A 24,793-nucleotide genomic window follows, 5' to 3' on the forward strand; every position below is an offset into this window, starting at 1 on the left:
ATGGCGGTCAGCCCTTCAGCGCGTCGAGCTCTTCGACATTGATGGTGGCGCGATTGCGGAACAGCACGACGAGAATGGCCAAGCCTATCGCCGACTCGGCTGCCGCCACGGTCAGAATGAAGAACACAAAGACCTGACCCGCGATATCACCGAGGTAGTGAGAAAAGGCCACAAAGTTCATATTCACCGCCAGAAGCATCAGCTCGATCGCCATCAGGAGCACGATCAGGTTCTTCCGGTTCATGAAGATGCCCACGACGGCGATGGCGAACAACATCGCCCCCAGCGTCAGAAAATGGCCCAGCGTCAATGTCATCATGATTTGGCTCCTTGCTCGGCCGCCGCTTCGACGGGTGCTGCGACCACGTCAACCGTGGGGGCGACCTTGATGATGCGCAGTCGGTCGGCCTTCTTGACCTTGACTTGTTCTGACGGAATCTGCGTGCGTGCGTCCTTACGACTGCGCAATGTCAGGGCGATGGCCGCAATGATGGCGACCAACAGCAGCACGGCTGCGATCTCAAGCGGATACAGATACTGCGAGTAGATCGCAATGCCGAGCACCTTGGTGTTGCCCATCTGCAATTCAGCCGCGCTCAACTCTGGCGCGCTGCTCAAACGGAAGCCCCCCATAAGGATCGCTGCCATCTCCAACGCGATCACCGCGCCGACAAAGCCTCCAAGTGGCAAATGCTTCCAAAAGCCGTTGCGTACACCGTCCGAATTGATGTCCAACATCATCACAACGAACAGGAACAGCACCATGACCGCGCCGATATAGACCAGCACCAGCGCAATGGCGAGGAACTCGGCTTTCAGCAGCATCCAAATACAAGAAGCAGTGAAAAAGGCCAAGATCAAAAACAAGGCTGCGTGCACGGTACTGCGCGCCGTGATCACACGGAACGAAGCGCCGAGCAAGACGGCCGAGAAGAGATAAAACAATACGGTTGTGATGTCCATGCGTATTCCTGCAAGCAGGCTTTGCGAGTCAGGCTAGACCGGTCCGGTCATGCCCACTTCGTTCAGCGGTACTTGGCATCGGCCTCCTTTTGGGCAGCGATCTCGGGCTCGAAACGATCGCCGACGGCCAAGAGCATGTCCTTGGTGAAGTACAGATCGCCACGTTTTTCGCCGTGGTATTCAAAAATGCTGGTTTCGACAATCGAGTCGACCGGGCAGCTCTCTTCGCAGAAGCCACAGAAGATGCACTTGGTCAGGTCGATGTCGTAACGGCTGGTGCGGCGCGAGCCGTCGTCCCTAACTTCCGACTCAATCGTGATCGCCATCGCCGGGCAGACCGCTTCGCAGAGCTTGCAAGCGATGCAGCGCTCTTCGCCATTCTCATAGCGGCGCAGCGCGTGCAGGCCACGGAAGCGAGGCGACAGCGGCGTCTTTTCCTCCGGGAACTGAACCGTGATATTGCGAGATAGGAAATGCCGGCCGGTCAGGGCCAGGCCCTTGAACAGCTCGATGAGCATAAAGCTCTTGATGAAGCTAACTGCAGACATGGGGCGGCCTCATCACTTCCAAATGTTGTAAGGCGACTGAATCCAGAAGCCGACAACGAGCAGCCAGACCAGAGTCACGGGAATAAAGATCTTCCAGCCCAAGCGCATGATCTGGTCATAGCGATAGCGCGGGAAGCTGGCACGAATCCACAAGAACATGGTCACCACGGCAAACGTCTTGGCACCCAACCAGATCCAGCCAGGAATGAAGTCAAGCGCTGCAATCGGCGACAGCCAACCGCCCAGGAACAGTGTGACGGTCAGGATAGACACCAGCCACATATTGGCGTACTCGGCCAGAAAGAACATCGCAAACGACATGCCCGAGTACTCGACCATATGGCCGGCGACAATTTCAGATTCGCCCTCAACGACGTCAAACGGGTGGCGATTGGTTTCGGCCAAGCCGGAGATGAAGTACACCAAGAAGATCGGCAGCAGCGGCAGCCAGTTCCAGGACAGGAAGGACAGACCCATTTCGGCAAACTGACCCTTGCCCTGCCCCATCACGATGTCGCTCATATTCAGGCTGCCACTGACCATCAGCACGACAACCAAGGCAAAGCCCATCGGGATTTCGTAACTGACCATCTGTGCCGATGCACGCAGCGCACCGAGGAAGGCGTACTTCGAGTTCGAGGCCCAACCGGCGATGATGACACCGTAGACTTCCAGCGAAGTAATGGCCATCAGGAACAGCAAGCCGGCATTGATATTGGCCAGCGCCACATCAGGGCCGAAGGGAATCACCACCCAGGCGGCCAGCGCCGGCATGATGGTCATGATGGGGCCTAGGAAGAACAAGCCCTTGTTAGCCGCTGTCGGAACGATGATTTCCTTGAAAATCAATTTGACCGCGTCGGCAATCGGAGTCAGCAAGCCGTAGGGACCGACCCGGTTCGGACCAGGGCGGATCTGGGTCCAGCCGATCGCCTTACGCTCCCACAGCGTCAGGTAGGCGACGCAAATCATCAGCGGCGCTACCACCGCGATGATCTTGATCAGATTCCACAGCACCGGCCAGATCAGCGTGGAAATACCGCCGAACAGCTGCGCGCCGCTTTGGTAGAAGGTTTCAATCATTGCTGTTCTCGCCTCAAACCTTGCTGACGTTCAAGCCGCCAAAGATAGAACCCAAGGCCGCTGTTTCAGGCAAGCCACTAGGTACACGCAGCACATTGGCCGGCAACTTCGCATCCAACTTGGCCGGCAGTTGCACCGCGCCTGCGCCGTCCTGGCTGATGCGCACCGTATCCCCTTCGTTCAGACCTAATTGCGTCCAAACAGCGGACGGCAAATGGGCCACCGCGGCTTGCCGCGCATCATTGCTCAGCTGCAGCGAGCTGGTAAAACGAACCAAGGCATCTGCCGCATAGATCGGCAGCTCGGCCAGTCGCTCTATTGCAGCTGGCGTTGCGCTCTGCAGCGCGGCTGAACCGGCATTGCTCAGGCGCGAAGCGAGATTTGCCTCGACGCCCAGCGCCTCGGTGCGGACTTGCTCAGAGCTGTCCTGGCTGAAGCCGTCCAGTGCCAGCAAATTGCCCAGCACGCGAAGAATCTTCCAGCCGGGCCGGGTGTCACTCAGCGGTTTGACCACGCCGACGAAGCTTTGCGCCAGACCTTCGGCGTTGACGAAAGTTCCCGAGGTCTCGGTGAACGGCGCAGTTGGCAGCAGCACATCGGCGTAGTCGAGGCCGGTTTTGAACGGGCTCATCACCACGACCATTTCGGCTGAAGCCAAGGCCTTGGCTGCAGCGGCCGCGTTGGATGAATCCAGCACCGGGTCGGTATTCAAAAGCAACAAGCCCTTCAGACCTGCATCGCCCAGCATCTGGCCGGCGTTCAAGCCGCCCTGCTGAGGTAAGGCGTTAACCAGCTGTGCGCCGACCGTGTTGGCGGCAGCTGTCAGATAGCCAACACTGGCACCGGTTTGCTCGGCAATCCAGTTGGCCAGGCTCAACAGGCTAGCGGCTTGCGGATGTTCTGCCGCGGCATTGCCGAGCAGCACGGCCTTGTGCTGACCCGACAGCAAGGCATTGGCAATCGCCTGAGCGGCCTCCGTTGCCGTACCGGCCGCAGGGGCAGTGACGCCATTTGCTGCGGCAACCGCAGTCGCCACATCGGCCAAGGCCTGAACCCAGCTACTTGGAGCCACCGTGATGCGGGCAGCGACCGGCATCAGCCAGTCATCTTCGCTGGCATGGATGCTCATGATCTGCGCGCCATGGCGAGCCGCATGACGCAAACGCAAGGCGAACAGCGGATGGTCCTTACGCAAGAAGGAACCCACCACCAGCGCACGGTCAAGCTGGCTCAGCCCGGCAATCGGCATACCCAGCCAATGCGCTTGGCCGGCAGCGGCGCTATTGCCGAAGTCGCTGTGACGCAGGCGGTAGTCGACGTTCTGACTGCCCAAGCCGCGCACCAGCTTGGCCAGCAAATGCAATTCCTCGACGGTGCTGTGGGCCGAACCCAGAGCGCCGATTGCGGCCGGGCCGTGCTCGGCGCGAATGACCTTCAGGCCGTTCGCCACATACTCGAGCGCGGTACTCCAGTCGACCGTCTTCCAGGCGCCGCCCTGCTTGATCATCGGCTGCGTCAGGCGCTGATCGCTGTTCAGGGATTCATAGGAGAAGCGGTCGCGGTCGGCGATCCAGCATTCGTTGACGGCGTCGTTCTCCAGCGGAACGACGCGCATGACCTGGTTGCCCTTGACCTGAACCACCAAGTTGGCGCCGGTGCTGTCATGCGGGCTGATGCTCTTGCGGCGCGACAACTCCCAGGTGCGGGCGCTGTAGCGGAAAGGCTTGCTGGTGAGTGCGCCGACCGGGCAGATGTCGATCATATTGCCCGACAACTCGGAGTCGATCGTACGGCCGACAAAGGTCTGGATCTCGGCATGCTCGCCGCGATGCGCCATGCCCAGTTCCATCACGCCGGCAATTTCTTGGCCGAAGCGAACGCAGCGCGTGCAGTGGATGCAGCGGCTCATCTCCTGCATCGAAATCAGCGGGCCGACGTTCTTCTGGAACACGACGCGCTTTTCTTCGGTGTAGCGCGACTTGCCAGCTCCATAGCCGACGGCCAGGTCTTGCAACTGGCACTCGCCGCCCTGGTCGCAGATCGGGCAATCCAGCGGATGGTTGATCAGCAAGAACTCCATCACGCCTTGCTGCGCTTTCAGCGCCTTGTCGCTCTTGGTGCGGACAATCATGCCCTGCGTGACCGGCGTGGCGCAAGCCGGCATCGGCTTGGGTGCCTTCTCCACATCGACCAAGCACATGCGGCAATTGGCGGCGATGGAGAGCTTCTTGTGATAGCAAAAATGCGGGATGTAGGTGCCGGCTTGCTCGGCCGCATGCATCACCATGCTGCCGGCCGGGACCGTTAGCTTTTGACCGTCGAGTTCGATTTCAATCATGTCGTGTCCTGTCCTGCCTCAGCTTGAGGCCGGCACCAGAGCCGTTTTGTGTTCGATCAGATGAACGAACTCGTTTCTGAAATTCTTGATCATCGCGCGCACTGGCATCGCCGCTGCGTCGCCCAAGGCGCAAATTGTGCGGCCCTGGATGTTGTCGGCGACCGAGTTCAGCAGATCGATGTCTTCCGGCTTGCCTTGCCCATTGGCAATACGCTCGACCACGCGATGCATCCAGCCCGTGCCTTCGCGGCAAGGCGTGCACTGGCCGCAAGACTCATGCGCGTAGAAGTAAGACAGACGCAGCAGGCTCTTGACCATGCAGCGCGAATCATCCAAGACGATGACGGCGCCCGAGCCCAGCATCGAACCGGCCTTGGCGATGGAGTCATAGTCCATCGTGCATTCCATCATCACGTCGGCGGTCAACACCGGTGACGAGGAGCCGCCAGGAATCACGGCCTTGAGCCTGCGCCCCTTGCGCACGCCACCGGCCAACTCCAAGAGTTTGGCGAACGAGGTGCCGAGCGGGATCTCGTAATTTCCGGGCTTTTCCACATCGCCGGAGACCGAGAAAATCTTGGTGCCGCCGTTGTTAGGCTTGCCAATCTCGAGGTAAGGCTGGCCACCATTGCGGATGATCCATGGCACCGCGGCGAAGGTCTCGGTGTTGTTGATCGTGGTCGGCCGGCCGTACAAACCAAAGCTGGCTGGGAACGGCGGCTTGAAGCGGGGCTGGCCCTTCTTGCCTTCGAGCGACTCGAGCAAGGCGGTTTCTTCACCGCAGATATAAGCGCCAAAACCATGGAAGGCATGGAGCTGAAAACTGAAGTCCGAACCCAGGATGTTGTCACCCAGGAAGCCTGCCGCGCGCGCCTCTTCCAGTGCGGCTTCGAAGCGCTCATAGACCTCGAAGATTTCGCCGTGGATGTAGTTGTAGCCGGTCTGGATGCCCATCGCGAAGGCGGCAATCGCCATACCTTCGATGACGATGTGCGGGTTGAACATCAAGATGTCGCGGTCTTTGCAGGTGCCGGGCTCGCCCTCGTCGGAATTGCAGACCAGATACTTGGCGCCCGGAAACTGGCGCGGCATGAAGCTCCACTTCAGACCGGTCGGGAAGCCCGCACCGCCGCGGCCACGCAGGCCCGAAGCCTTGACTTCGGCGATCACCTGATCTTGCGTCAGCGGCGTGCCCTCGGGAGCGCCCTCGCCTTTGAGGATCTTGCGCAAGGCGGCATAACCACCACGAGCGACGTAGTCCTGCAGGCTCCAATTCTTGCCATTCAGGCCGTCATAGATTTGCGCGCCGAGGTGGCGATCATGGAAACAGGTTTCAGTACCCTGACTTTGAAACTTGGAGAGGTCCAGCATGCTTCTTTCCTCTTCCTCAGTTCTTTACAGCCGACTGTGCAGCGGCATGCGCCATGAGCACATCGACAAGTTCGTCAAGCCGCGCGTTGCTCATGAAGCTGCACATCTGGCGGTCATTCACCAGCATCACCGGCGAGTCGGCGCAAGCGCCCAAGCATTCGCTTTTCTGCACGGTGAACAAGCCGTCGGCGGTGGTGCCGCCCTCTTCCACGCCGAGCTTCTCACACAGGTGGTTCAGGGCTTTTTGGCCGTCGCGCAACTGGCATGGCAGGTTAGTGCAGACGTTCAACTTGAACTGACCGAGCTTGCGCTGGTTGTACATGTTGTAGAAGGTCGTCACTTCGTACACGGCGATGGGCGGCATGGCCAGATAGGCGGCAATGGCATCCTCGCTGGCGCGCGAGACAAAGCCGATTTCGTCTTGCACGATAGACAGGCAGGCCATCACGGCCGAAACCTTTTGGTCCGCAGGGTACTTGGCCACTTCGCGCGCAAAACGGGCCGCCGTGGCTTCACTCAGAATGTATTCTTCAGTGCTCATCATCGAATTACTCACCGGTCGATCTCACCAAACACGATGTCCATCGTGCCGATGATGGCCACCGCGTCGGCCAGCATGTGGCCCCGCGCCATTTCATCCAGCGCAGCCAGATGCGCGAATCCAGGAGCCCGAATCTTCAGACGATAAGGCTTGTTGGCGCCATCGCTGACGATGTAGATGCCAAACTCGCCCTTGGGGTGCTCCACCGCCGCATAGGCCTCACCCTCGGGCACTTGGAAGCCTTCGGTGAAGAGTTTGAAGTGATGGATCAACTCTTCCATATTCGACTTCATGTCGACGCGGGAAGGCGGTGCAATCTTGTGGTTGTCGGTAATCACCGGACCGGGGTTGGCGCGCAGCCAAGCCACGCATTGCTGGATGATGCGATTGCTCTGGCGCATTTCTTCGACGCGCACCACATAGCGGTCGTAGGTATCGCCTTCGGTGCCGACCGGCACATCAAAGTCCAGCTTCGCATAGGCGTCGTAAGGCTGGGTCTTGCGCAAATCCCAGGGGATACCGCAGCCGCGCAGCATCGGGCCGGTGAAGCCCATATTCAAAGCGCGATCGGGCGTCACCACGCCGATGCCAACGGTGCGCTGCTTCCAGATTCGGTTGTCGGTCAGCAGCGTTTCGTAGTCGTCGACATTGCCGGGAAAGCGATTGCAGAAGTCCTCGATGAAGTCCAGCAACGTGCCGCTGCGGTTCTCGTTCATCTTGGCCAAGGTCTTGGCATTCTTGATCTTGGAAACGCGGTACTGCGGCATCGTGTCTGGCAGATCGCGGTAGACACCGCCCGGACGGAAATAGGCTGCATGCATGCGCGCGCCAGACACCGCTTCGTACATATCGAACAGATCTTCACGCTCACGGAAAGCGTAAATCAGCACATTCATTGCGCCGCAGTCGAGGCCGTGGGCACCCAACCACATCAGGTGATTCAAGAGCCGGGTGATCTCGGCAAACATCACGCGGATGTATTGCGCGCGCTCGGGCACGGCCACGCCCAACATCTTCTCGATCGCCAAACAGTAAGCCTGCTCATTGGCCATCATCGACACATAGTCGAGCCGGTCCATATAGGGCAAGGACTGGATATAGGTCTTGCTCTCGGCCAGCTTCTCAGTGGCGCGGTGCAGCAGGCCGATATGCGGATCGGCGCGCTGGATGACTTCGCCGTCCAATTCCAGAACCAAGCGCAGCACGCCGTGGGCGGCCGGATGCTGGGGCCCGAAGTTCAGGGTGTAATTTTTGATGTCGGCCATCTTCAGATTCCGCCGTAATTGTTTTCGCGGATGATGCGCGGCGTGATTTCACGCGGCTCAATCGTCACCGGCTGGTAGACCACGCGCTTTTGCTCGGCGTCATAGCGCATTTCGACATTGCCCATGGTGGGGAAGTCTTTGCGCATTGGATGGCCAATGAAGCCATAGTCGGTCAGGATGCGGCGCAGGTCGTCATGACCTTCAAAGATGATGCCGAACAGATCGAAGGCTTCGCGTTCAAACCAGTTGGCGGAATTCCAGATCGGCGTCAAAGCGTCGACGCGCGGGAAGTCATCGTCGGCGCAAAAAACTTTCAGGCGCAAACGCCAGTTGTTCTTGACCGACAACAGGTGCGTGGACACAGCGAAACGCTTGCCACTGTAATCTCCGTTGTTGTAGCCGCTGTAGTCCAGACCACACAGATCAATCAGCTGCTCGAAGGCCAACTCCGGGTGGTCACGCAAGACAGTTGCCACTGCCAAGTAATCAGCAGGTGCTACTTGGATGGTGATTTCACCGAACTGGCTTTTGAGGTGCTGAATTTTTTCGCCAAAGACGGATTCAAGGACCGTCTGCAGAGTGTCAAGTTTGCTCATCTGTGCTCAATCTTTCAGCGCGCGATCGTGTTTTCGCGGCGAATCTTGGCCTGCAACTGAAGGATGCCGTAGAGCAGCGCTTCGGCTGTGGGCGGGCAACCGGGGACATAGACATCAACAGGCACAATCCGGTCGCAACCCCGCACGACCGAATAGCTGTAGTGGTAGTAGCCACCGCCATTGGCGCAGGAACCCATCGACAAGACCCAACGCGGCTCGGCCATCTGGTCGTAAACCTTACGCAGAGCAGGCGCCATCTTGTTGCACAGCGTGCCGGCCACGATCATCAAATCGGACTGCCGTGGGCTGGGCCGAAACAACATGCCGAAACGGTCAATGTCATAACGGGCAGCACCCGCGTGCATCATTTCCACCGCGCAGCAGGCGAGCCCGAAGGTCATCGGCCACAAGGAACCGGTCTTGGACCAGTTGATCAGCTTGTCCACCGAGGTGGTGACAAAGCCTTCTTTCAAAACGCCTTCGATACCCATTGCAAGCTTTCTAACGTCATAGCCATCAAGGCCGAGCGTCGGGTCGCATTCATTCCGACCCGCCTGTCAGCCGCTAGGCTGGCATCCCCAAGGGGATCATCCAAGGCAAGCCTTGAACGAGGGGCTTTATATCACTCCCAGTCCAAAGCACCCTTGATCCACTCGTAGGCGAAGCCCACAACCAGAATGCTCAAGAAACTAATCATCGCCCAGAAACCAGTCGGCCCAATTTCCCGGAGCGCAACCGCCCAAGGGAAAAGAAACGCAATTTCCAGGTCAAACAAAATAAACAAAATCGCCACGAGGTAATAGCGCACATCGAATTTCATGCGCGCGTCTTCAAAAGCCTCGAAGCCGCATTCATAGGGGGAGTTTTTGGCCGCATCGGGCCGATTCGGGCCCAACAGAAAGCCGAGCACTTGAGGCGCCACGCCGACGCCGGCGCCGACCAGGATGAAGAGGATGACGGGTAAGTACTGATCCAAGTTCATGGGTGACGCTCTTTAAAAACCGCCGTACGCCTCCAGGCCCCGGCCATGTTTCAGAAGTAATTCAGAAGAAAAAACTACGGGCGCGACGCCGGCGATTTCTCGCCTACGAACTACGCCCGTTTTGCACGACCAACTCGCTTTACCCAATCACTTTGGGATTCAGCTTGCGATGATGCTCAAGGGCAAATATCTCACGGCTCCAACCCCAAGATACTAACCGATGATTTGGTGCCGTCGGCGAGACTCGAACTCGCACAGCTTTCGCCACTACCCCCTCAAGATAGCGTGTCTACCAATTTCACCACGACGGCTATAACTAATTTCTTTGACTATTTTTTGACAGCAGGAGGAGTTGCCATCTAGTCAGCCTCGAATTCTATACTGAAAATTTATCGCTCCAGCCAAGCTGGTGAGAAATTATCAATCTTTAATCGAGGCCAGCACCATCACTTTGGCGCAACTTCCGATGCGGCGCCCGCAACCGGCGCAACCGGAGCGCCTGGAATAGCAGCCGCACCCGAGGCTGCAATGGCAACCGGCGTTGCTTTGTCGAGAATGGTGTCCTTGCTACCGGCACCCGAGCGGTGGTTGGCCAGATAGGCCATTGCCAAGGTGCTCACGAAGAACACCGTCGCGCAAACCGCCGTGCTGCGCGACAAAAAGTTAGAGCTGCCGGTAGCACCGAACAAGCTGCCCGAGGCACCGCTGCCAAAAGAGGCACCCATATCGGCTCCCTTGCCATGCTGAACCAAGACCAAGCCGATCATCACCAAGGCGCTCAGCAACTGCAACACCAATACCAAATTCATCCAAAACTGCATTTCAAACACTCCAAAGGTTCTTCAACATGCCCGACCCAAGCGGCCGGACTGTGGGGAAAAAATTACATTGCAGCCCGACAAATGACCGCAAAGTCGGCCGCCTTCAAGGATGCGCCGCCAATCAAGCCGCCATCAATATCGGGCTGAGCGAACAACTGCGCAGCGTTGTCTGGCTTGACGCTGCCGCCATAGAGAATGCGCATGTTGGCGGACTTTTGCGTCGCCGCATGCAACTGCATACGCAGCACCGCATGCACCGCCTGCGCCTGCTCAGGGCTGGCCGTCAGGCCTGTGCCGATCGCCCAGACCGGCTCATAGGCCAAGACGATTTCACCGATGCAATGCGTCAAGGTGTGAATCACCGCCGCGAGTTGGCGCTTGACAACCAACTCGGTCTGGCCCGCCTCGCGCTCGGCCAAGGTCTCGCCGACGCAAACAATTGGCGTCACGCCATGCGCCAAGGCAGCCTTGGCCTTGTCTGCCACCAATTGATCACTCTCATGATGAAGGGCCCGGCGCTCGGAATGACCGACGATCACATAACGGCAACCCAGATCTGACAGCATCAGGGAAGAAACCTCGCCCGTATAGGCGCCCTGCTCATGCGCCGAGCAATCCTGCGCACCCAACAAGATTGCCTGACCGGTCAAAGCCAAAGCGGTTTCCGCCAAATAGGGAAAAGGCACGCAGACCGCTACATCGGCGCTCCATGGGCCCGCTTCTTTGAGCGCACTCAACAAGGCCGCATTGGCAGCGCGGCTGCCATGCATCTTCCAGTTGCCGACGACTAGTTTTTTGCGCATTGCCAACTCTCCTGTCTCACCAACTCAAAACGATTTTGCCGACATGCTGGCCGGACTCCATCAAGGCATGCGCCATGGCGATTTGATCGGCCGCAAAGCTGCGATAAATCACCGGTTTGATGACCGTGCGGGCAGCAAGCAATGGCCAGACGCGTTCGCGCAAGGCCGCCGCGATCCCGGACTTGAAAGCCAAGGAACGCGGCCGCAGGGTCGAGCCGCTGATCGTCAACCGACGACGCAAGACGGCCCCTGCATCGATATGAGCTTCGGTGCCACCCTGCACCGCAATGATGACCAGACGGCCATCATTGGCGAGGCATTGAACACCACGCTCGATATAGCCACCCGCCACCATATCGAGAATCACATTGACACCGGCGCCGTCGGTAGCAGCCTTCACTTCGGCAACGAAATCTTGCTCTTTGTAATCGATGGCCAGATCAGCACCCAACGCCAGGCAAGCCTTGGCCTTGGATGCACTGCCAACCGTGACATAGACGCGCGCGCCCATCGCCTTGGCGATCTGAATCGCAGCCACACCGATACCGCTGCTGCCGCCATGCACCAACAGGCTTTCGCCCGACTGCAAGGCCGCTCGCTCAAACACATTCGACCAAACGGTGAAGAAGGTCTCGGGCAGACTGGCTGCCTCGAGCATGCTCCAACCGGCCGGAACCGGCAGGCAATGCCCGATCGGCGCAACGCAGACTTGCGCGTAGCCGCCACCCGGCGTCAAGGCGCAGACTGCATCACCCAACTTGAAGCCGGCCGCCGCCAACTCCTGCGCATCGCCGCCAACAATTCGCCCAGCCACTTCAAGCCCAGGCAACTCACTCGCCCCAGGCGGGGGCGGATAAGCCCCCTTGCGCTGCAAGACGTCGGGACGGTTGACGCCAAAGGCCTCAACCGCGATCAACAGCTCCCCTGCCCCGGCTTGCGGGTCGGGGTAGTCGACCAATTGCAGCATTTCCGGGCCGCCCGCTTGGGCGATGCGAATTGCTTTCATGTCAGTGGCTAGGCTAGCTGCGTCGCTCTTTACTGAGCTTCGCCCACGACCGGCGCAGGCGCCGCATCACGGTCGACCAAGACCTTCATCGACAGCTTGATACGGCCCTTCTCGTCGGTTTCCATGACCTTGACCTTAACGATCTGGCCCTCCTTGAGGAAGTCCGTCACCTTCTCGACGCGCTGGTGAGCGATCTGGCTGATGTGCAGCAGACCGTCCTTGCCAGGCAGCAGGTTGACGAGCGCGCCGAAGTCCAAAATCTTGGTGATCGGGCCTTCGTAGATCTTACCGATTTCAACTTCGGCGGTGATCTCCTGAATGCGCTTCTTGGCGTACTCGGCCTTTTCGGCATCGGTCGACGCGATGGTGATCGTGCCGTCTTCGGTGATGTCGATGGTGGTGCCGGTTTCTTCGGTCAGCGCACGGATGGTCGCACCACCCTTGCCGATCACGTCACGGATTTTTTCCGGATTGATCTTCATCGTGTACAGACGCGGCGCAAACTGCGACACCTCGATATTGGCAACACCCATCGCCTCGACCATCTTGCCCAGGATGTGCAGACGAGCTTCCTTGGCTTGTGCCAAAGCGACCTGCATGATTTCCTTGGTGATGCCCTGGATCTTGATGTCCATCTGCAGCGCGGTGATGCCGCCTGTCGTGCCGGCAACCTTGAAGTCCATATCGCCCAAATGATCTTCATCACCCAGAATGTCGGTCAGCACAGCGAAACGGTTGCCGTCCTTGATCAAGCCCATGGCGATGCCGGCCACGTGCGCCTTCATCGGCACACCGGCGTCCATCAAAGCCAGGCAGCCGCCGCAGACCGAAGCCATCGACGAGGAGCCGTTCGACTCGGTGATTTCAGACACCACGCGCATCGAGTACGGGAAATCTTCCTTGCTTGGCAGTGCAGCGATCAGCGCACGCTTGGCCAGACGGCCGTGGCCAATTTCACGACGCTTGGGGCTACCGACGCGACCGGTTTCGCCGGTGGCGAACGGAGGCATGTTGTAGTGCATCATGAACGTGTCTTCGAACTCGCCGGCCAGCGCGTCGATGCGCTGAGCGTCACGGTTAGTACCCAAAGTCGCCACCACCAGCGCCTGTGTTTCACCGCGGGTGAACAGGGCCGAGCCGTGGGTGCGCGGCAGGATGGAATTGCGGATCTCGATCGGGCGCACGGTGCGGGTGTCGCGGCCGTCGATGCGGGGCTCGCCGGCCAGGATCTGGCCGCGCACGATGCGGGCTTCGATTTCGAACAGCAGGCTTTCGACTTCGACCTTATCGAACTCGATGCCGTCAGCCTTCAGGCCGGCCATCACATTGGCAGTGACGGTGCGGCAAGCTTGCGTACGCGCTTGCTTGTTGCGGATTTGATAGGCAGCAGCCAGACCTTCTTCGGCCAGCGCGCCAACCTTGGCGATCAGCGGCTCATTCTTGGCTGGGGCGACCCAGTTCCAGCTTGGCTTGCCGGCATCGCGCACCAACTCGTCGATCGCGGCGATCGCGATATTGCCTTGCTGGTGACCGAACACCACGGCGCCCAACATGATTTCTTCGCTCAGGCCATCGGCCTCGGATTCCACCATCAAGACCGCAGCTTGTGTACCGGCAACCACCAGGTCCATCTTGCTATTGGCCAGCTGGGTCTTGCCCGGGTTCAGCACATACTCGCCGTTGACATAACCCACGCGCGCTGCGCCGATCGGGCCATTGAACGGAATGCCGGAGATGGCCAGCGCTGCGCTCGAAGCGATCAAGGCGGCGATGTCGGCCTGCACTTCAGGGTTCAAGGACAGCACGTGGACGACCACTTGCACTTCGTTGTAGAAACCTTCAGGGAACAGCGGGCGGATCGGGCGATCGATCAAACGGCTGGTCAAAGTCTCCAACTCGCTGGGGCGGCCTTCGCGCTTGAAGAAGCTGCCGGGGATCTTGCCGGCGGCATAGGTTTTCTCAAGATAGTCAACGGTCAGCGGGAAGAAATCTTGGCCTGCCTTGGCATCGGTTTTGGCGACCACGGTGGCCAAAACCACGGTGTCGTCGATGTTCACGATCACGGCACCGCTGGCTTGGCGAGCAACTTCGCCGGTTTCCATCGTGACGGTGTGCTGACCCCATTGGAAGGTCTTGGTGACTTTATTGAACAAACTCATTGTGTCTCTCCTTTATGCCGCACCTGCGGGCACTACAGGCCCGCTATTTGGCTGGTTTGAAGCGGCTTGCGGCGCCGCAACTGGACCGAGAGTGAGTCTGGGTTTGGCGGGATGCCATTCCAAAACATCGCCAGCAAAAACTTCAAACGAAGCTCGGTGCAAGGTATTGGAATGACACAGCAGCGCCACGTCAGCTCAACTCAAAACGATTTTCTAAAAGACAAAGAGCCTGTGCTGGACATAGACCCAGACAGGCTCCTTGATCTCGCTCTCAAATTACTTGCGCAGACCCAACTTCTGGATCAGAGCAAGGTAACGCGAAGCGTCCTTGGTCTTCAGGTAAGTCAGCAAGCTCTTGCGCGAGTTGACCATCTTCAGCAAACCGCGACGACCGTGGTGGTCCTTCTTGTTGGCCTTGAAGTGGGGGGTCAGCGCATTGATGCGTGCTGTCAGCAGAGCGACTTGGACTTCAGGCGAACCCGTGTCATTTGCGCTGCGTGCGTTCGCTTGAACGACTTCTGCCTTGTTGAAACTTTCGACTGCCATGATGCGTTCCTAGATGCCGGAAGCCGCTGGCAAGCCAGGTAATTTGCCCTGGCGCACAGACGGTTTCCATTGTTTCACTTGCGGTCACGGGTGAAACCGACCCGAGCCGTGCCTTTGTCTGCTGCCTCTTACCAACGCGCTTGAAAATCAAACGCTCTGAGTCCAGGCAACAAAACTCGCTGATTATAGACCAAGATTACCCTGCAAGCCTTGGCCCTGTAACCAACCAGACTCCAAAGGCGACCCGAAATGGAGCCGAACCGACTCTTTCCAAGTGCCCGATAACTGTATTTTTACAGCCTCTTGAATCCGCCAATTCAGCGCCAAACTTCGATGTCATGGGGCTTGCGGCGCTTTGAATTCTCAAAGCGTTGGATGCAAAGCCCTTTAGGAGCTAGCCATGTTTGTGATTCCCGTGAGCCGTCATTCCGCTGAATTTACCCGCCAGATCGAGCGTCTTTTGGCCAAGCCAGAGCGCGACGCCGTGGCGCTGCGCACCCCGCCGCTCGATGTCAGCGAAACCGATCAAGCCTATATCTTGCAACTTGACCTGCCCGGCATCGCCAAGGACGCCGTCAAGATCACTATCGAAGGCCGCCGCATCAGCATAGACGCAGTGCAAGCAGCCGCAACTGCGCCGCAAGATGCCAGCGTCCCGGCGGAGCGCCCGCTGCACCGCGAACGCTCGTTGACACGTTTCTCGCGCAGTGTCGTGTTGCCCACCGAAGTCAGTCAATCGGACTCCAAGGCCACACTGGAAAACGGCGTGCTGACGTTGACTTTGGTCAAGCGCCAACCCGTTGGGGCCAGCCACCTGACTGTCAATTGAGCGTCATTTGAGCGGACTCAGGCGCTGCCCAGGTTCCAGCGCGGCCTGACGGCAAAGCCGCCATCGTTTTGCAAGTCGGCCATGCCGCGCTGCAAACGCATGGCGGCGGCCATCGCGATCATCGCGCCGTTGTCGGTGCACAGGGTGAGCTCGGGGTAATGCACGCGCACCCCGCGTTTGCCGCAGGCTGCATTCAACTGTTCGCGCAGCATCGCGTTGGCACCCACCCCGCCGGCCACCACCAGGCGCTTGAGCCCAGTCTCTTTCAATGCCAGCAAGGATTTGCGCACCAAGACCTCAACAATGGCCGCCTGCGTGGCCGCAGCCAAATCGGCGCGCTGCTGCTCGGTCGGCGCCTCGCCCAGGCGCTTGACTTGGGTCAGCACCGCCGTCTTCAAGCCAGCAAAGCTGAAGTCCGGCTTGCCGCTGCGCAGCATCGGGCGCGGCAGATCAAAAGCCTTGGCATCGCCACTCAGCGCCAGGCGGGCCAGATGCGGCCCTCCGGGATAGGGTAAGCCCAAGAGCTTGGCACTCTTGTCGAATGCTTCGCCGGCGGCATCATCAATGGTTTCGCCCAGCATTTGATAGCTGCCGACATCATTGACCCGCATCAGCTGCGTGTGGCCGCCCGACACCAGCAAGGCCACGAACGGAAACTCGGGCGCATCCGCTGATAAGAACGGCGACAGCAAATGGCCTTCCAGATGATGAATACCCAGCGTCGGCTTGCCCAAAGCCGCGGCCATCGCCACCGCCACGCCGGCCCCGACCAGCAAAGCGCCGGCAAGACCTGGCCCCTGCGTATAGGCGATCACATCGACATGCGCCAAGGGCACTGCAGCCTCGGCCAGCACCTCGCGCGTCAGCGGCAACACCCGCCGAATATGGTCGCGCGAGGCCAACTCGGGCACCACGCCGCCGTAAGCCTGGTGCATGCTGATTTGGCTGAACAAGGCCTGCGCCAGCAAGCGCGGGGCGCCTTGCGAGCGATCGCTCGGCACCTCGATCAAGGCGACGCCGGTTTCGTCACAAGAAGACTCGAATCCCAGTACCAACATAGCCGTGATCAGTGATTTTCTTTGGCGTGATTGATCGAGTATTTGGGAATCTCTATCGTCACATCCTTCTGACCCAGGATGGCCTGACAGCTCAGGCGTGAATCGGGCTCCAAGCCCCAGGCGCGGTCCAGCATATCTTCCTCGCCCTCCTCCATCTCGGACAAAGAGCGCATGCCTTCGCGCACGATCACATGGCAGGTGGTGCAGGCACACACCATATCGCAGGCATGTTCGATGGCGACCTTGTTGTCCAGCAAGGCCTCGCAAATCGAGGTGCCGGCCGGGGCGCTGACCGTCATGCCTTCGGGGCAATATTCGGCATGAGGAAGAATTTTGATGACGGGCATGGCGATCCTTGGAGGGGCTGATTGGCGCTGAATTAGAGCTGCTCGATATTGCGGCCAGTCAAGGCGCGCTGAATGCCGCGATTCATGCGCGCGGCGGCAAAGGCCTCGGTACCCTTGGCCAGGGCCTCGACGGCGGCATCGATGGCATTGCCATCCTCACCCTGGGCCGACAGCTGCAAGGCTTGCAGCAAGCCGGCAATGTGATCACGCTCGGATTGCTCGAGCAAGTCGGCGTCGGCCGCCAGCGCCGAATGCGTCGCCAGCGTCATGCGCTCGGCCTCGACCCGCGCTTCGCGCAATTTGCGTGCGGCCATATCGGCCTCGGCGCTGGCAAAGCCGTCTTTGAGCATGCCGGCAATCTGATCATCGCTGAGGCCATAACTCGGCTTGACGACAATGGCCGTCTCCACGCCCGAGCCCAACTCCTTGGCCGAAACGCTCAGCAAGCCGTCGGCATCGACCTGAAAAGTGACGCGGATGCGCGCTGCGCCCGCCACCATAGGCGGAATCCCGCGCAACTCGAACCGAGCCAAAGAGCGGCATTCACTGACCAACTCACGCTCGCCTTGGAGCACATGCAGCGCCATTGCGGTCTGGCCGTCCTTGAAGGTGGTGAAGTCTTGCGCTTGCGCTACCGGAATGGTCGCGTTGCGCTCGATGATGCGCTCGACCAAGCCGCCCATGGTCTCCAGACCCAGCGACAGCGGGATCACGTCGAGCAACAAAATATCGCCGTCGGCCGCATTGCCGGCGAGTTGATTGGCTTGAATGGCCGCGCCCAGCGCCACCACTTCGTCGGGATTCAGATTGGTCAACACCTCGCGGCCGAACAAGTCGCCCACGACTCTGCGCACACAGGGCATGCGGGTAGAGCCGCCGACCATCACCACGCCAGCCACCTCGTCCGCCTTGACCTTGGCGTCGCGCAGCACACGCCGCACCGAGGCCAGGGTGCGATCAAGCAAGGCCTGGCTCAATGATTCGAACTGCGCGCGCGTCACCAAAGCGTTCAAATCGCCGCCATCCAGCTTGGCCTGCAAGACCACGCTGTCGGCGCTGGACAGCGCTTCTTTGGCCGCGCGCGCCGCCACCAAGATCGCGCGTTTGTCATGGGCGGTGTCGGCGCTGAGCCCCGCTTGCGCCAAGGCCCAATCGGCCAGCACGCGATCAAAATCATCGCCACCCAGCGCGGCATCGCCGCCGGTGGCGACCACCTCGAACACACCCCGGCTCAGACGCAACAAGGAAATATCAAAAGTGCCACCGCCCAGGTCGTAGACGGCGTAAAGACCTTCACTGCCGTTGTCCAGGCCATAGGCAATCGCCGCGGCCGTGGGCTCATTGATCAGGCGCAGCACATTCAGGCCGGCGAGTTGCGCCGCGTCCTTGGTCGCTTGGCGCTGCGCGTCATCAAAATAGGCCGGCACGGTGATCACCGCGCCAAATACATCATCAGCAAAACTGTCTTCGGCACGAAAGCGCAGCGTCGCCAGGATTTCTGCCGAGACCTCGACCGGCGACTTGCTGCCTTCGCGCGTAAGCAGCGACACCATGCCGGGCGTGTCCTCGAATTGATAAGGCAGCTGCTCCCGATTACCGATATCGGCTAAGGCACGGCCCATCAAGCGCTTGACCGATACGATGGTGTTGACGGGATCTTCGGCCTGCGCCGCCAGCGCCAGGGCGCCGATCTGACGCCGTCCATCTTCGAGGTAACGCACGGCCGACGGCAGGATCACTTGGCCAGCTTCATCGGGCAGGCATTCGGCCACGCCGCTGCGCACGGCCGCCACCAGGGAATGCGTGGTGCCCAGATCGATGCCTACCGCGATGCGGCGCTGATGCGGGTTGGGCGACTGCCCGGGTTCGGAGATTTGCAGCAATGCCATTGTTATTGTCCTAGGGCGTCCAAGCGCCGGTCGATATCGGAGCGAAATTTGGCGATGAACATCAAGGCCCTGACCTGCTCGGCGGCCGCCTCGGTGCGCTGCTGTTCATCCAATAAAAGCTGCACATCCGCCAGCAGTTCGTCTTCGCGCTGCGCCAACTCGGCGTCCAGCTTTTGCACATCGGCCGCACTGGCCGCTTCATCCAAAGCCTCGCGCCAGGCCATTTGCTCCATCAGGAAGGCCGTGGGCATGCGGGTGTTCTCGTTCAAGCGCAGCGGCGCGCCGCGCAACTCGCACAGATATGCCGCGCGCTTAAGCGGGTCGCGCAGCCGTTGATGAGCCTCGTTGACCCGCACCGCCCATTGCATCGCAATGCGCTGCGCGGCCGCGCCCTCGGTCGCAAACTTGTCTGGGTGAACTTTTGCCTGCAATTCCTTCCAGCGCGCATCAATCTCGGCGCGCATTTGCGCCTGCCGTGGCGGCAAACCAAACAGACTGAAGTCGTCGTCGTCGAGTTTCATCAGCAATACATTTCAGCGCTCAAGCGCTTAGTTCAGGGACCGGCGCCAAGAAAAAAGGCGCGGCAAGTGGCCGCGCCCTAGAACTTGGGCCAGAACTTTACACGCGGAAGGACTCGCCGCAACCGCAGCGGTCTTTCTCACGCGGATTGCGGAACTTGAAGCCCTCGTTCAGGCCTTCGCGCACGAAGTCCAGCTCGGTCCCTTCTAGATAGGGCAGGCTCTTTGGGTCGATCAAAATCTTGATGCCGTGGCCCTCAAAGACAATGTCCTCGGGCGCCACTTCGTCGGCATATTCGAGCTTGTAGGCCAAGCCCGAGCAGCCGGTCGTCTTGACGCCCAAGCGCACGCCCACGCCACGGCCACGCTTGGTGATGTAGCGCGTCACATGGCGCGCGGCTGCTTCTGTCATCGTCACGGACATGCGGGCAACCCTCGCTTACTGAGCTGCCGGCGCTGCCGCCGATGCGTGCTTGGCGCGGTAGTCATCCACCGCCGCCTTGATCGCATCTTCGGCCAGGATCGAGCAATGGATCTTCACGGGTGGCAGCGCCAGTTCTTCGGCGATATGGGTGTTCTTGATGTCCAGAGCCTGGTCGAGCGACTTGCCCTTGACCCATTCGGTCACCAGCGAGCTCGACGCGATCGCCGAGCCGCAGCCATAGGTCTTGAACTTGGCGTCTTCGATCAAACCGGTGGCCGGGTTGACCTTGATCTGCAACTTCATCACGTCGCCGCAGGCGGGTGCACCGACCATGCCGGTGCCGACCGAGTCATCGCCCTTTTCAAAGGCGCCGACATTGCGGGGGTTTTCGTAGTGATCAACGACCTTGTCGCTATATGCCATGGTGTTCTCCTGTCTGTTTGTCGGTCCTATCTCGTCCGAGATAGGTTGGGGCTCAATGTGCTGCCCACTGAATCGTGCTGATGTCGATGCCGTCCTTGTACATATCCCAAAGCGGCGACAACTCACGCAACTTGGCGACCCGGTGCCTCAGCGTCGTGATCGCATAATCAATTTCTTCAACAGTGGTGAAGCGGCCAATCGTCATGCGCAGCGAGGAATGCGCCAGCTCATCGCTGCGGCCCAAGGCGCGCAAGACATAGCTGGGCTCCAGGCTGGCCGAAGTGCAGGCCGAACCGGACGACACCGCCAAGCCCTTGACGCCCATGATCAGCGACTCGCCTTCCACATAGTTGAAGGAGATGTTCAGGTTGTGCGGCACGCGGCGCTCCAGATCGCCGTTGACGAAGACCTGTTCGATATCGCTCAGGCCGTCCAGCAAACGCTTGTGCAGCATGCGGATGCGCTCGCCTTCGACGGCCATCTCTTCGCCCGCCAAACGGAAGGCCGTGCCCATGCCGACGATCTGGTGCGTGGCCAGCGTGCCTGAGCGCATGCCGCGTTCTTGCCCGCCGCCGTGCATCTGCGCTTCCAGTCGGATGCGCGGCTTGCGACGCACATACAGGGCGCCGATGCCCTTGGGGCCATAGGTCTTGTGCGAGGCCAGGCTCATCAGGTCCACAGGCAACTCGGCCAGATTGATGGCGATCTTGCCGGTCGCTTGCGCGGCATCGACGTGGAAGATGATGCCGTGCTCACGGCACAAAGCGCCGATCGCCGGGATGTCTTGAATCACGCCGATCTCGTTGCTGACGTAGAGCACCGAGGCCAAGATGGTGTCGGGGCGAATCGCCGCCTTGAAGCGCGCCAGATCCAGCAGGCCGTTGGCTTCGACCTCGAGGTAAGTCACCTCAAAGCCTTGGCGCTCCAACTCACGGCAGGTGTCCAGCACCGCCTTGTGCTCGGTCTTGAGCGTGATGATGTGCTTGCCGCGGGTCTTGTAGAAATGCGCCGCACCCTTGATCGCCAAGTTAATCGACTCGGTGGCACCCGAGGTCCAGACGATTTCGCGCGGGTCGGCGCCAATCAATCCGGCCACTTCTTCGCGTGACTTCTCGACGATCGCTTCTGCTTCCCAGCCCCAGGCATGGCTGCGGGAAGCCGGGTTGCCGAAATGCTCGCTCAGCCAAGGCACCATGGCGGCAACAACACGGGGGTCCACCGGCGTGGTGGCGCCGTAATCCATATAGATAGGGAAATGCGGGGTCATGTCCATGTTCAGGTTTGCTTGTTCAGTGATGCTTATTTGGTGAAGGAATTGCCGAGGGCAAAGACCGAATTCGGTGCTGTGATGCGGATGGGCTTGAGCACCGGCTGCGAAGAAATCGCCCGCTTCAGCGGCGACTCTTCAATCGTCACACCCTTGGCCAATTGATCCTCAACCAGCTTGCGCAGCGAGACGGAGCTGAGGTATTCGATCATCTTGGCGTTCAAGCTGGTCCACAACTCATGCGTGATGCAGCGGCCGGTATTCTCGCCCATGCAGTTCTCATGACCGCCACAGCCGGTCGCGTCGAGCGGCTCATCCACGGCGACGATAATGTCGGCCACGGTGATATCGCTGGACTTGCGTCCGAGCGAGTAGCCGCCGCCGGGGCCGCGCGTGCTCTCAACCAATTCATGCCGGCGCAGCTTGCCGAACAGCTGCTCCAGATAGGACAAAGAAATCTGCTGCCGCTGGCTGATGGCGGCCAGCGCTACCGGCCCGCCGTTTTCACGCAGGGCCAAATCAATCATTGCGGTAACGGCAAAACGACCTTTGGTGGTAAGACGCATAAACCCTCCTTTTGGTCCACATGAACACAAGTCGGCAGCACCTGAGCCGCCCGATCCCGGCTAAACCTGCAAAACGGGTTTACCCTTGATCAATTCCGACTATTTTACTCAATTATTACCAAACTTGCTGGAGCGGTAAAAAAACCAGGTCCTTGAAGGGCTATAGATGGTCGTGCACGACGGCGCCGAACGCCTGCTCGCGCAGCTGAGCCAGCTGATCGCGCACCCGCGCGGCCTTCTCGAATTCGAGGTTGCGTGCATGTTCCAACATCTGCTTCTCCAGCAAGCCCATGCGCTTGCTGAGATCCTTCTCGCTCATTTGCTCCACCGCCGCCACTTGCAGCAGCTTTTGATCATCGCGGCCGCTCTTCTCGGAGTAGACGCCGTCGATCATGTCCTTGATGCGCTTGTTGATGCTGCGCGGCGTGATGCCATTGGCCTCATTGAAGGCCAATTGCTTGGTGCGCCTGCGCTGGGTTTCGCCCATCGCCTTTTTCATTGACTCGGTGATGCGGTCGGCATACAGAATTGCCTTGCCGCGCAGATTGCGCGCCGCCCGGCCAATGGTCTGAATTAAGCTGCGCTCGGAACGCAAAAAGCCTTCCTTGTCGGCGTCCAGAATCGCCACCAGCGAGACCTCAGGAATGTCCAGACCTTCGCGCAGCAAGTTGATGCCGACCAGCACGTCAAACACGCCCAGGCGCAGGTCGCGAAGAATTTCCACCCGCTCGACCGTGTCGACGTCCGAGTGCAAGTAGCGCACCTTGCAGCCGTTGTCGCTCAAGTAATCGGTCAGTTGTTCGGCCATGCGCTTGGTCAAGGTCGTGATCAAGACCCGCTCATTCACCTCGACCCGCTCACGGATTTCTTGCAGCACGTCATCCACCTGATGGGTGGCCGGCCGCACTTCAACCAGCGGGTCGACCAGGCCGGTGGGGCGCACTACCTGCTCCACCACCTGGCCGGAGTTCTCCTGCTCATAAGCGGCCGGTGTCGCCGACACAAACACCGCCTGGCGCATCTTGCGCTCGAATTCGGCGAACTTGAGCGGCCGATTGTCCAGCGCCGAAGGCAGGCGAAAACCATATTCGACCAAGGTCGATTTGCGCGCCCGGTCGCCGTTGTACATGCCGCCGAACTGGCCGATCAGCACATGGCTTTCATCCAGGAACATCAAGGCATCTTTGGCCAGATAGTCGACCAAGGTCGGCGGCGCTTCGCCGGGCTGAGCGCCGGAGATATGGCGGGTGTAGTTCTCGATGCCCTTGCAGTGGCCGACCTCGTTGAGCATTTCCAAGTCAAAGCGGGTGCGCTGCTCCAGGCGCTGCGCCTCAACCAATTTGCCGTCCTTGATGAACTCCCCCAGGCGCTGACGCAACTCCTCCTTGATGCCGTCCATCGCGGCCAGCACGCGCTCGCGCGGCGTCACGTAATGGCTGCTCGGGTAGACCGTGAAGCGCGGGATCTTCTGGCGGATCTTGCCGGTCAGCGGATCAAAGAGTTGCAAGGTTTCGACTTCATCGTCAAACAGCTCGATGCGCAGCGCCAACTCCGAATGCTCGGCCGGGAACACATCAATGGTGTCGCCGCGCACCCGGAACGCACCGCGGCTGAACTCGACCTCGTTGCGGGTGTACTGCATGCGGATCAACTGGGCAATCACGTCCCGCTGGCCCATCTTGTCGCCGGTACGTAGCGTCATCACCATCTGGTGATAGTCAACCGGGTTGCCGATACCGTAGATCGCCGACACCGAGGCCACGATCACCACATCACGCCGCTCCATCAAGCTCTTGGTCGCGGAAAGGCGCAGCTGCTCGATATGCTCGTTGATCGCACTGTCCTTTTCGATGAACAGGTCGCGCTGCGGCACATAGGCTTCGGGCTGGTAGTAGTCGTAATAGCTGACGAAATATTCGACCGCGTTGTTCGGAAAGAAATCGCGGAACTCGCCATACAACTGCGCCGCCAAGGTCTTGTTGGGCGCGAAGATGATGGCCGGGCGGCCCAAGCGCGCGATCACATTGGCCATCGTGAAGGTCTTGCCCGAGCCGGTCACGCCCAAAAGGGTCTGAAAACTCAGGCCATCATTGATGCCTTCGACCAGCTTGGCTATCGCAGCCGGCTGATCGCCGGCGGGCGGAAAAGGCTGAAACAACTGGAATGGCGAACCCTCGAAAGACACGAACTCCCCTTTCGGAGCGTCGTCCGGCGCGTCCGCTTGAGCGGCGTTTTTGTCTATGAGGCGATCTGAATCTTGCATCGGGTATTCCCTGGAATTTGGCGCCCACCCGCCTCAAGGAGGCAGCATGCGCAACCCGACAGATTAGCGCAGACGCGGCCAGCGCGTCACCCAAGAGGGCTCTTGATGCTGCCACCGTATTGTCAGCAGCCGAGTCTTTACAGGGTTATTCGACCGAAAGCGCGGGCGGCACACCGCCATAATTCCG

26 protein-coding genes and 1 tRNA gene are annotated in these 24,793 nt (G+C 59.8%); 1 reads left to right on the forward strand and 26 read right to left on the reverse strand.

Translation table 11 applies throughout. The features are described 5' to 3' along the window. Positions 1-7: 7 nt before the first annotated feature. From nuoK to rpsO, 17 genes are all read right to left on the reverse strand, one after another. Positions 8-316: an NADH-quinone oxidoreductase subunit NuoK gene (gene nuoK, locus LNV08_RS18090; protein WP_263535337.1), complete on the reverse strand. Its 309-nt coding sequence runs from the start codon at positions 314-316 to the stop codon at positions 8-10. After that, positions 316-963: an NADH-quinone oxidoreductase subunit J gene (locus LNV08_RS18095; protein WP_263535143.1), complete on the reverse strand. Its 648-nt coding sequence runs from the start codon at positions 961-963 to the stop codon at positions 316-318. The genes nuoK and LNV08_RS18095 overlap by 1 nt, the downstream gene beginning before the upstream one ends. A gap of 62 nt (positions 964-1,025) precedes the next feature. After that, on the reverse strand, positions 1,026-1,511 hold the full coding sequence (gene nuoI / locus LNV08_RS18100) for an NADH-quinone oxidoreductase subunit NuoI (protein ID WP_263535144.1): 486 nt from the start codon (positions 1,509-1,511) through the stop codon (positions 1,026-1,028). A 12-nt stretch (positions 1,512-1,523) separates the two neighbouring features. Then, complete coding sequence (gene nuoH / locus LNV08_RS18105; protein WP_263535145.1) at positions 1,524-2,594, reverse strand: NADH-quinone oxidoreductase subunit NuoH; 1,071 nt, start codon at positions 2,592-2,594, stop codon at positions 1,524-1,526. Positions 2,595-2,607: 13 nt separating this feature from the next. Continuing rightward, entirely contained in the window at positions 2,608-4,932 is a 2,325-nt protein-coding gene (gene nuoG / locus LNV08_RS18110; RefSeq protein ID WP_263535146.1) for an NADH-quinone oxidoreductase subunit NuoG, read from the reverse strand. A gap of 18 nt (positions 4,933-4,950) precedes the next feature. Beyond that, a complete protein-coding gene (gene nuoF / locus LNV08_RS18115; RefSeq protein WP_263535147.1) occupies positions 4,951-6,303 on the reverse strand; it encodes an NADH-quinone oxidoreductase subunit NuoF in 1,353 nt (450 codons plus the stop codon). 16 nt (positions 6,304-6,319) lie between these two features. Next, positions 6,320-6,847: an NADH-quinone oxidoreductase subunit NuoE gene (gene nuoE, locus LNV08_RS18120; protein ID WP_263535148.1), complete on the reverse strand. Its 528-nt coding sequence runs from the start codon at positions 6,845-6,847 to the stop codon at positions 6,320-6,322. Positions 6,848-6,855: 8 nt separating this feature from the next. After that, entirely contained in the window at positions 6,856-8,109 is a 1,254-nt protein-coding gene (locus LNV08_RS18125) for an NADH-quinone oxidoreductase subunit D (RefSeq protein ID WP_263535149.1), read from the reverse strand. A 2-nt stretch (positions 8,110-8,111) separates the two neighbouring features. Further along, positions 8,112-8,705 (reverse strand): NADH-quinone oxidoreductase subunit C, encoded by a 594-nt coding sequence (locus tag LNV08_RS18130; RefSeq protein WP_263535150.1) that lies wholly within the window; start codon positions 8,703-8,705, stop codon positions 8,112-8,114. A gap of 14 nt (positions 8,706-8,719) precedes the next feature. Beyond that, positions 8,720-9,196 carry a NuoB/complex I 20 kDa subunit family protein gene (locus LNV08_RS18135; protein ID WP_046113908.1) on the reverse strand — a complete coding sequence of 159 codons (477 nt, stop codon included), beginning with the start codon at positions 9,194-9,196 and terminating at the stop codon, positions 8,720-8,722. A gap of 131 nt (positions 9,197-9,327) precedes the next feature. Further along, the gene (locus LNV08_RS18140) at positions 9,328-9,687 is read right to left on the reverse strand and encodes an NADH-quinone oxidoreductase subunit A (protein ID WP_263535151.1); all 360 of its coding nucleotides are present in this window, start codon (positions 9,685-9,687) and stop codon (positions 9,328-9,330) included. A 226-nt stretch (positions 9,688-9,913) separates the two neighbouring features. Next, positions 9,914-9,998, reverse strand: a tRNA-Leu gene (locus tag LNV08_RS18145). A gap of 135 nt (positions 9,999-10,133) precedes the next feature. Further along, positions 10,134-10,508 (reverse strand): preprotein translocase subunit SecG, encoded by a 375-nt coding sequence (gene secG / locus LNV08_RS18150; RefSeq protein ID WP_263535152.1) that lies wholly within the window; start codon positions 10,506-10,508, stop codon positions 10,134-10,136. Positions 10,509-10,570: 62 nt separating this feature from the next. Further along, the gene (gene tpiA, locus LNV08_RS18155; protein WP_263535153.1) at positions 10,571-11,311 is read right to left on the reverse strand and encodes a triose-phosphate isomerase; all 741 of its coding nucleotides are present in this window, start codon (positions 11,309-11,311) and stop codon (positions 10,571-10,573) included. 16 nt (positions 11,312-11,327) lie between these two features. Further along, positions 11,328-12,317, reverse strand: coding sequence for an NAD(P)H-quinone oxidoreductase (locus tag LNV08_RS18160; protein ID WP_263535154.1), 990 nt, complete (start codon positions 12,315-12,317; stop codon positions 11,328-11,330). A gap of 29 nt (positions 12,318-12,346) precedes the next feature. Continuing rightward, complete coding sequence (gene pnp / locus LNV08_RS18165) at positions 12,347-14,476, reverse strand: polyribonucleotide nucleotidyltransferase (RefSeq protein WP_263535155.1); 2,130 nt, start codon at positions 14,474-14,476, stop codon at positions 12,347-12,349. Positions 14,477-14,752: 276 nt separating this feature from the next. Next, the gene (gene rpsO / locus LNV08_RS18170) at positions 14,753-15,022 is read right to left on the reverse strand and encodes a 30S ribosomal protein S15 (protein WP_263535156.1); all 270 of its coding nucleotides are present in this window, start codon (positions 15,020-15,022) and stop codon (positions 14,753-14,755) included. 400 nt (positions 15,023-15,422) lie between these two features. Between rpsO and LNV08_RS18175 the strand changes: the two genes are divergently transcribed. Next, positions 15,423-15,851, forward strand: coding sequence for an Hsp20/alpha crystallin family protein (locus LNV08_RS18175; protein WP_263535157.1), 429 nt, complete (start codon positions 15,423-15,425; stop codon positions 15,849-15,851). Positions 15,852-15,868: 17 nt separating this feature from the next. Here LNV08_RS18175 and tsaD read toward each other — a convergent pair whose 3' ends face one another. From tsaD to uvrB, 9 genes are all read right to left on the reverse strand, one after another. Continuing rightward, complete coding sequence (gene tsaD / locus LNV08_RS18180) at positions 15,869-16,909, reverse strand: tRNA (adenosine(37)-N6)-threonylcarbamoyltransferase complex transferase subunit TsaD (RefSeq protein WP_263535158.1); 1,041 nt, start codon at positions 16,907-16,909, stop codon at positions 15,869-15,871. A gap of 8 nt (positions 16,910-16,917) precedes the next feature. After that, the gene (gene fdx / locus LNV08_RS18185; protein WP_263535159.1) at positions 16,918-17,256 is read right to left on the reverse strand and encodes an ISC system 2Fe-2S type ferredoxin; all 339 of its coding nucleotides are present in this window, start codon (positions 17,254-17,256) and stop codon (positions 16,918-16,920) included. 32 nt (positions 17,257-17,288) lie between these two features. Beyond that, positions 17,289-19,145: a Fe-S protein assembly chaperone HscA gene (gene hscA / locus LNV08_RS18190; RefSeq protein WP_263535160.1), complete on the reverse strand. Its 1,857-nt coding sequence runs from the start codon at positions 19,143-19,145 to the stop codon at positions 17,289-17,291. 2 nt (positions 19,146-19,147) lie between these two features. After that, positions 19,148-19,666 carry a Fe-S protein assembly co-chaperone HscB gene (gene hscB / locus LNV08_RS18195; protein ID WP_263535161.1) on the reverse strand — a complete coding sequence of 173 codons (519 nt, stop codon included), beginning with the start codon at positions 19,664-19,666 and terminating at the stop codon, positions 19,148-19,150. A 97-nt stretch (positions 19,667-19,763) separates the two neighbouring features. Then, positions 19,764-20,087 (reverse strand): iron-sulfur cluster assembly protein IscA, encoded by a 324-nt coding sequence (gene iscA / locus LNV08_RS18200; protein ID WP_263535162.1) that lies wholly within the window; start codon positions 20,085-20,087, stop codon positions 19,764-19,766. A 15-nt stretch (positions 20,088-20,102) separates the two neighbouring features. Next, positions 20,103-20,510 (reverse strand): Fe-S cluster assembly scaffold IscU, encoded by a 408-nt coding sequence (gene iscU / locus LNV08_RS18205; protein ID WP_263535163.1) that lies wholly within the window; start codon positions 20,508-20,510, stop codon positions 20,103-20,105. Between the two features lie 52 nt (positions 20,511-20,562). Then, positions 20,563-21,783 (reverse strand): IscS subfamily cysteine desulfurase, encoded by a 1,221-nt coding sequence (locus LNV08_RS18210; RefSeq protein ID WP_263535164.1) that lies wholly within the window; start codon positions 21,781-21,783, stop codon positions 20,563-20,565. A gap of 26 nt (positions 21,784-21,809) precedes the next feature. Beyond that, positions 21,810-22,343 (reverse strand): Fe-S cluster assembly transcription factor, encoded by a 534-nt coding sequence (locus LNV08_RS18215; protein ID WP_263535165.1) that lies wholly within the window; start codon positions 22,341-22,343, stop codon positions 21,810-21,812. 160 nt (positions 22,344-22,503) lie between these two features. Continuing rightward, positions 22,504-24,606 carry an excinuclease ABC subunit UvrB gene (gene uvrB, locus LNV08_RS18220; RefSeq protein WP_263535166.1) on the reverse strand — a complete coding sequence of 701 codons (2,103 nt, stop codon included), beginning with the start codon at positions 24,604-24,606 and terminating at the stop codon, positions 22,504-22,506. Positions 24,607-24,793 lie beyond the last annotated feature (187 nt).

The sequence above is a fragment of the Paucibacter sp. TC2R-5 genome (genome assembly GCF_025717605.1).
Classification (GTDB): Bacteria; Pseudomonadota; Gammaproteobacteria; order Burkholderiales; family Burkholderiaceae_C; genus Paucibacter_A; species Paucibacter_A albus.

Coding starts and splice junctions, on each gene's coding strand:
- nuoK (WP_263535337.1), bottom strand. CDS start 316: ATGACATTGACGCTGGGCCATTTTCTGACGCTGGGGGCGATGTTGTTC.
- LNV08_RS18095 (WP_263535143.1), bottom strand. CDS start 963: ATGGACATCACAACCGTATTGTTTTATCTCTTCTCGGCCGTCTTGCTC.
- nuoI (WP_263535144.1), bottom strand. CDS start 1,511: ATGTCTGCAGTTAGCTTCATCAAGAGCTTTATGCTCATCGAGCTGTTC.
- nuoH (WP_263535145.1), bottom strand. CDS start 2,594: ATGATTGAAACCTTCTACCAAAGCGGCGCGCAGCTGTTCGGCGGTATT.
- nuoG (WP_263535146.1), bottom strand. CDS start 4,932: ATGATTGAAATCGAACTCGACGGTCAAAAGCTAACGGTCCCGGCCGGC.
- nuoF (WP_263535147.1), bottom strand. CDS start 6,303: ATGCTGGACCTCTCCAAGTTTCAAAGTCAGGGTACTGAAACCTGTTTC.
- nuoE (WP_263535148.1), bottom strand. CDS start 6,847: ATGATGAGCACTGAAGAATACATTCTGAGTGAAGCCACGGCGGCCCGT.
- LNV08_RS18125 (WP_263535149.1), bottom strand. CDS start 8,109: ATGGCCGACATCAAAAATTACACCCTGAACTTCGGGCCCCAGCATCCG.
- LNV08_RS18130 (WP_263535150.1), bottom strand. CDS start 8,705: ATGAGCAAACTTGACACTCTGCAGACGGTCCTTGAATCCGTCTTTGGC.
- LNV08_RS18135 (WP_046113908.1), bottom strand. CDS start 9,196: ATGGGTATCGAAGGCGTTTTGAAAGAAGGCTTTGTCACCACCTCGGTG.
- LNV08_RS18140 (WP_263535151.1), bottom strand. CDS start 9,687: ATGAACTTGGATCAGTACTTACCCGTCATCCTCTTCATCCTGGTCGGC.
- secG (WP_263535152.1), bottom strand. CDS start 10,508: ATGCAGTTTTGGATGAATTTGGTATTGGTGTTGCAGTTGCTGAGCGCC.
- tpiA (WP_263535153.1), bottom strand. CDS start 11,311: ATGCGCAAAAAACTAGTCGTCGGCAACTGGAAGATGCATGGCAGCCGC.
- LNV08_RS18160 (WP_263535154.1), bottom strand. CDS start 12,317: ATGAAAGCAATTCGCATCGCCCAAGCGGGCGGCCCGGAAATGCTGCAA.
- pnp (WP_263535155.1), bottom strand. CDS start 14,476: ATGAGTTTGTTCAATAAAGTCACCAAGACCTTCCAATGGGGTCAGCAC.
- rpsO (WP_263535156.1), bottom strand. CDS start 15,022: ATGGCAGTCGAAAGTTTCAACAAGGCAGAAGTCGTTCAAGCGAACGCA.
- LNV08_RS18175 (WP_263535157.1), top strand. CDS start 15,423: ATGTTTGTGATTCCCGTGAGCCGTCATTCCGCTGAATTTACCCGCCAG.
- tsaD (WP_263535158.1), bottom strand. CDS start 16,909: ATGTTGGTACTGGGATTCGAGTCTTCTTGTGACGAAACCGGCGTCGCC.
- fdx (WP_263535159.1), bottom strand. CDS start 17,256: ATGCCCGTCATCAAAATTCTTCCTCATGCCGAATATTGCCCCGAAGGC.
- hscA (WP_263535160.1), bottom strand. CDS start 19,145: ATGGCATTGCTGCAAATCTCCGAACCCGGGCAGTCGCCCAACCCGCAT.
- hscB (WP_263535161.1), bottom strand. CDS start 19,666: ATGAAACTCGACGACGACGACTTCAGTCTGTTTGGTTTGCCGCCACGG.
- iscA (WP_263535162.1), bottom strand. CDS start 20,087: ATGTCCGTGACGATGACAGAAGCAGCCGCGCGCCATGTGACGCGCTAC.
- iscU (WP_263535163.1), bottom strand. CDS start 20,510: ATGGCATATAGCGACAAGGTCGTTGATCACTACGAAAACCCCCGCAAT.
- LNV08_RS18210 (WP_263535164.1), bottom strand. CDS start 21,783: ATGGACATGACCCCGCATTTCCCTATCTATATGGATTACGGCGCCACC.
- LNV08_RS18215 (WP_263535165.1), bottom strand. CDS start 22,343: ATGCGTCTTACCACCAAAGGTCGTTTTGCCGTTACCGCAATGATTGAT.
- uvrB (WP_263535166.1), bottom strand. CDS start 24,606: ATGCAAGATTCAGATCGCCTCATAGACAAAAACGCCGCTCAAGCGGAC.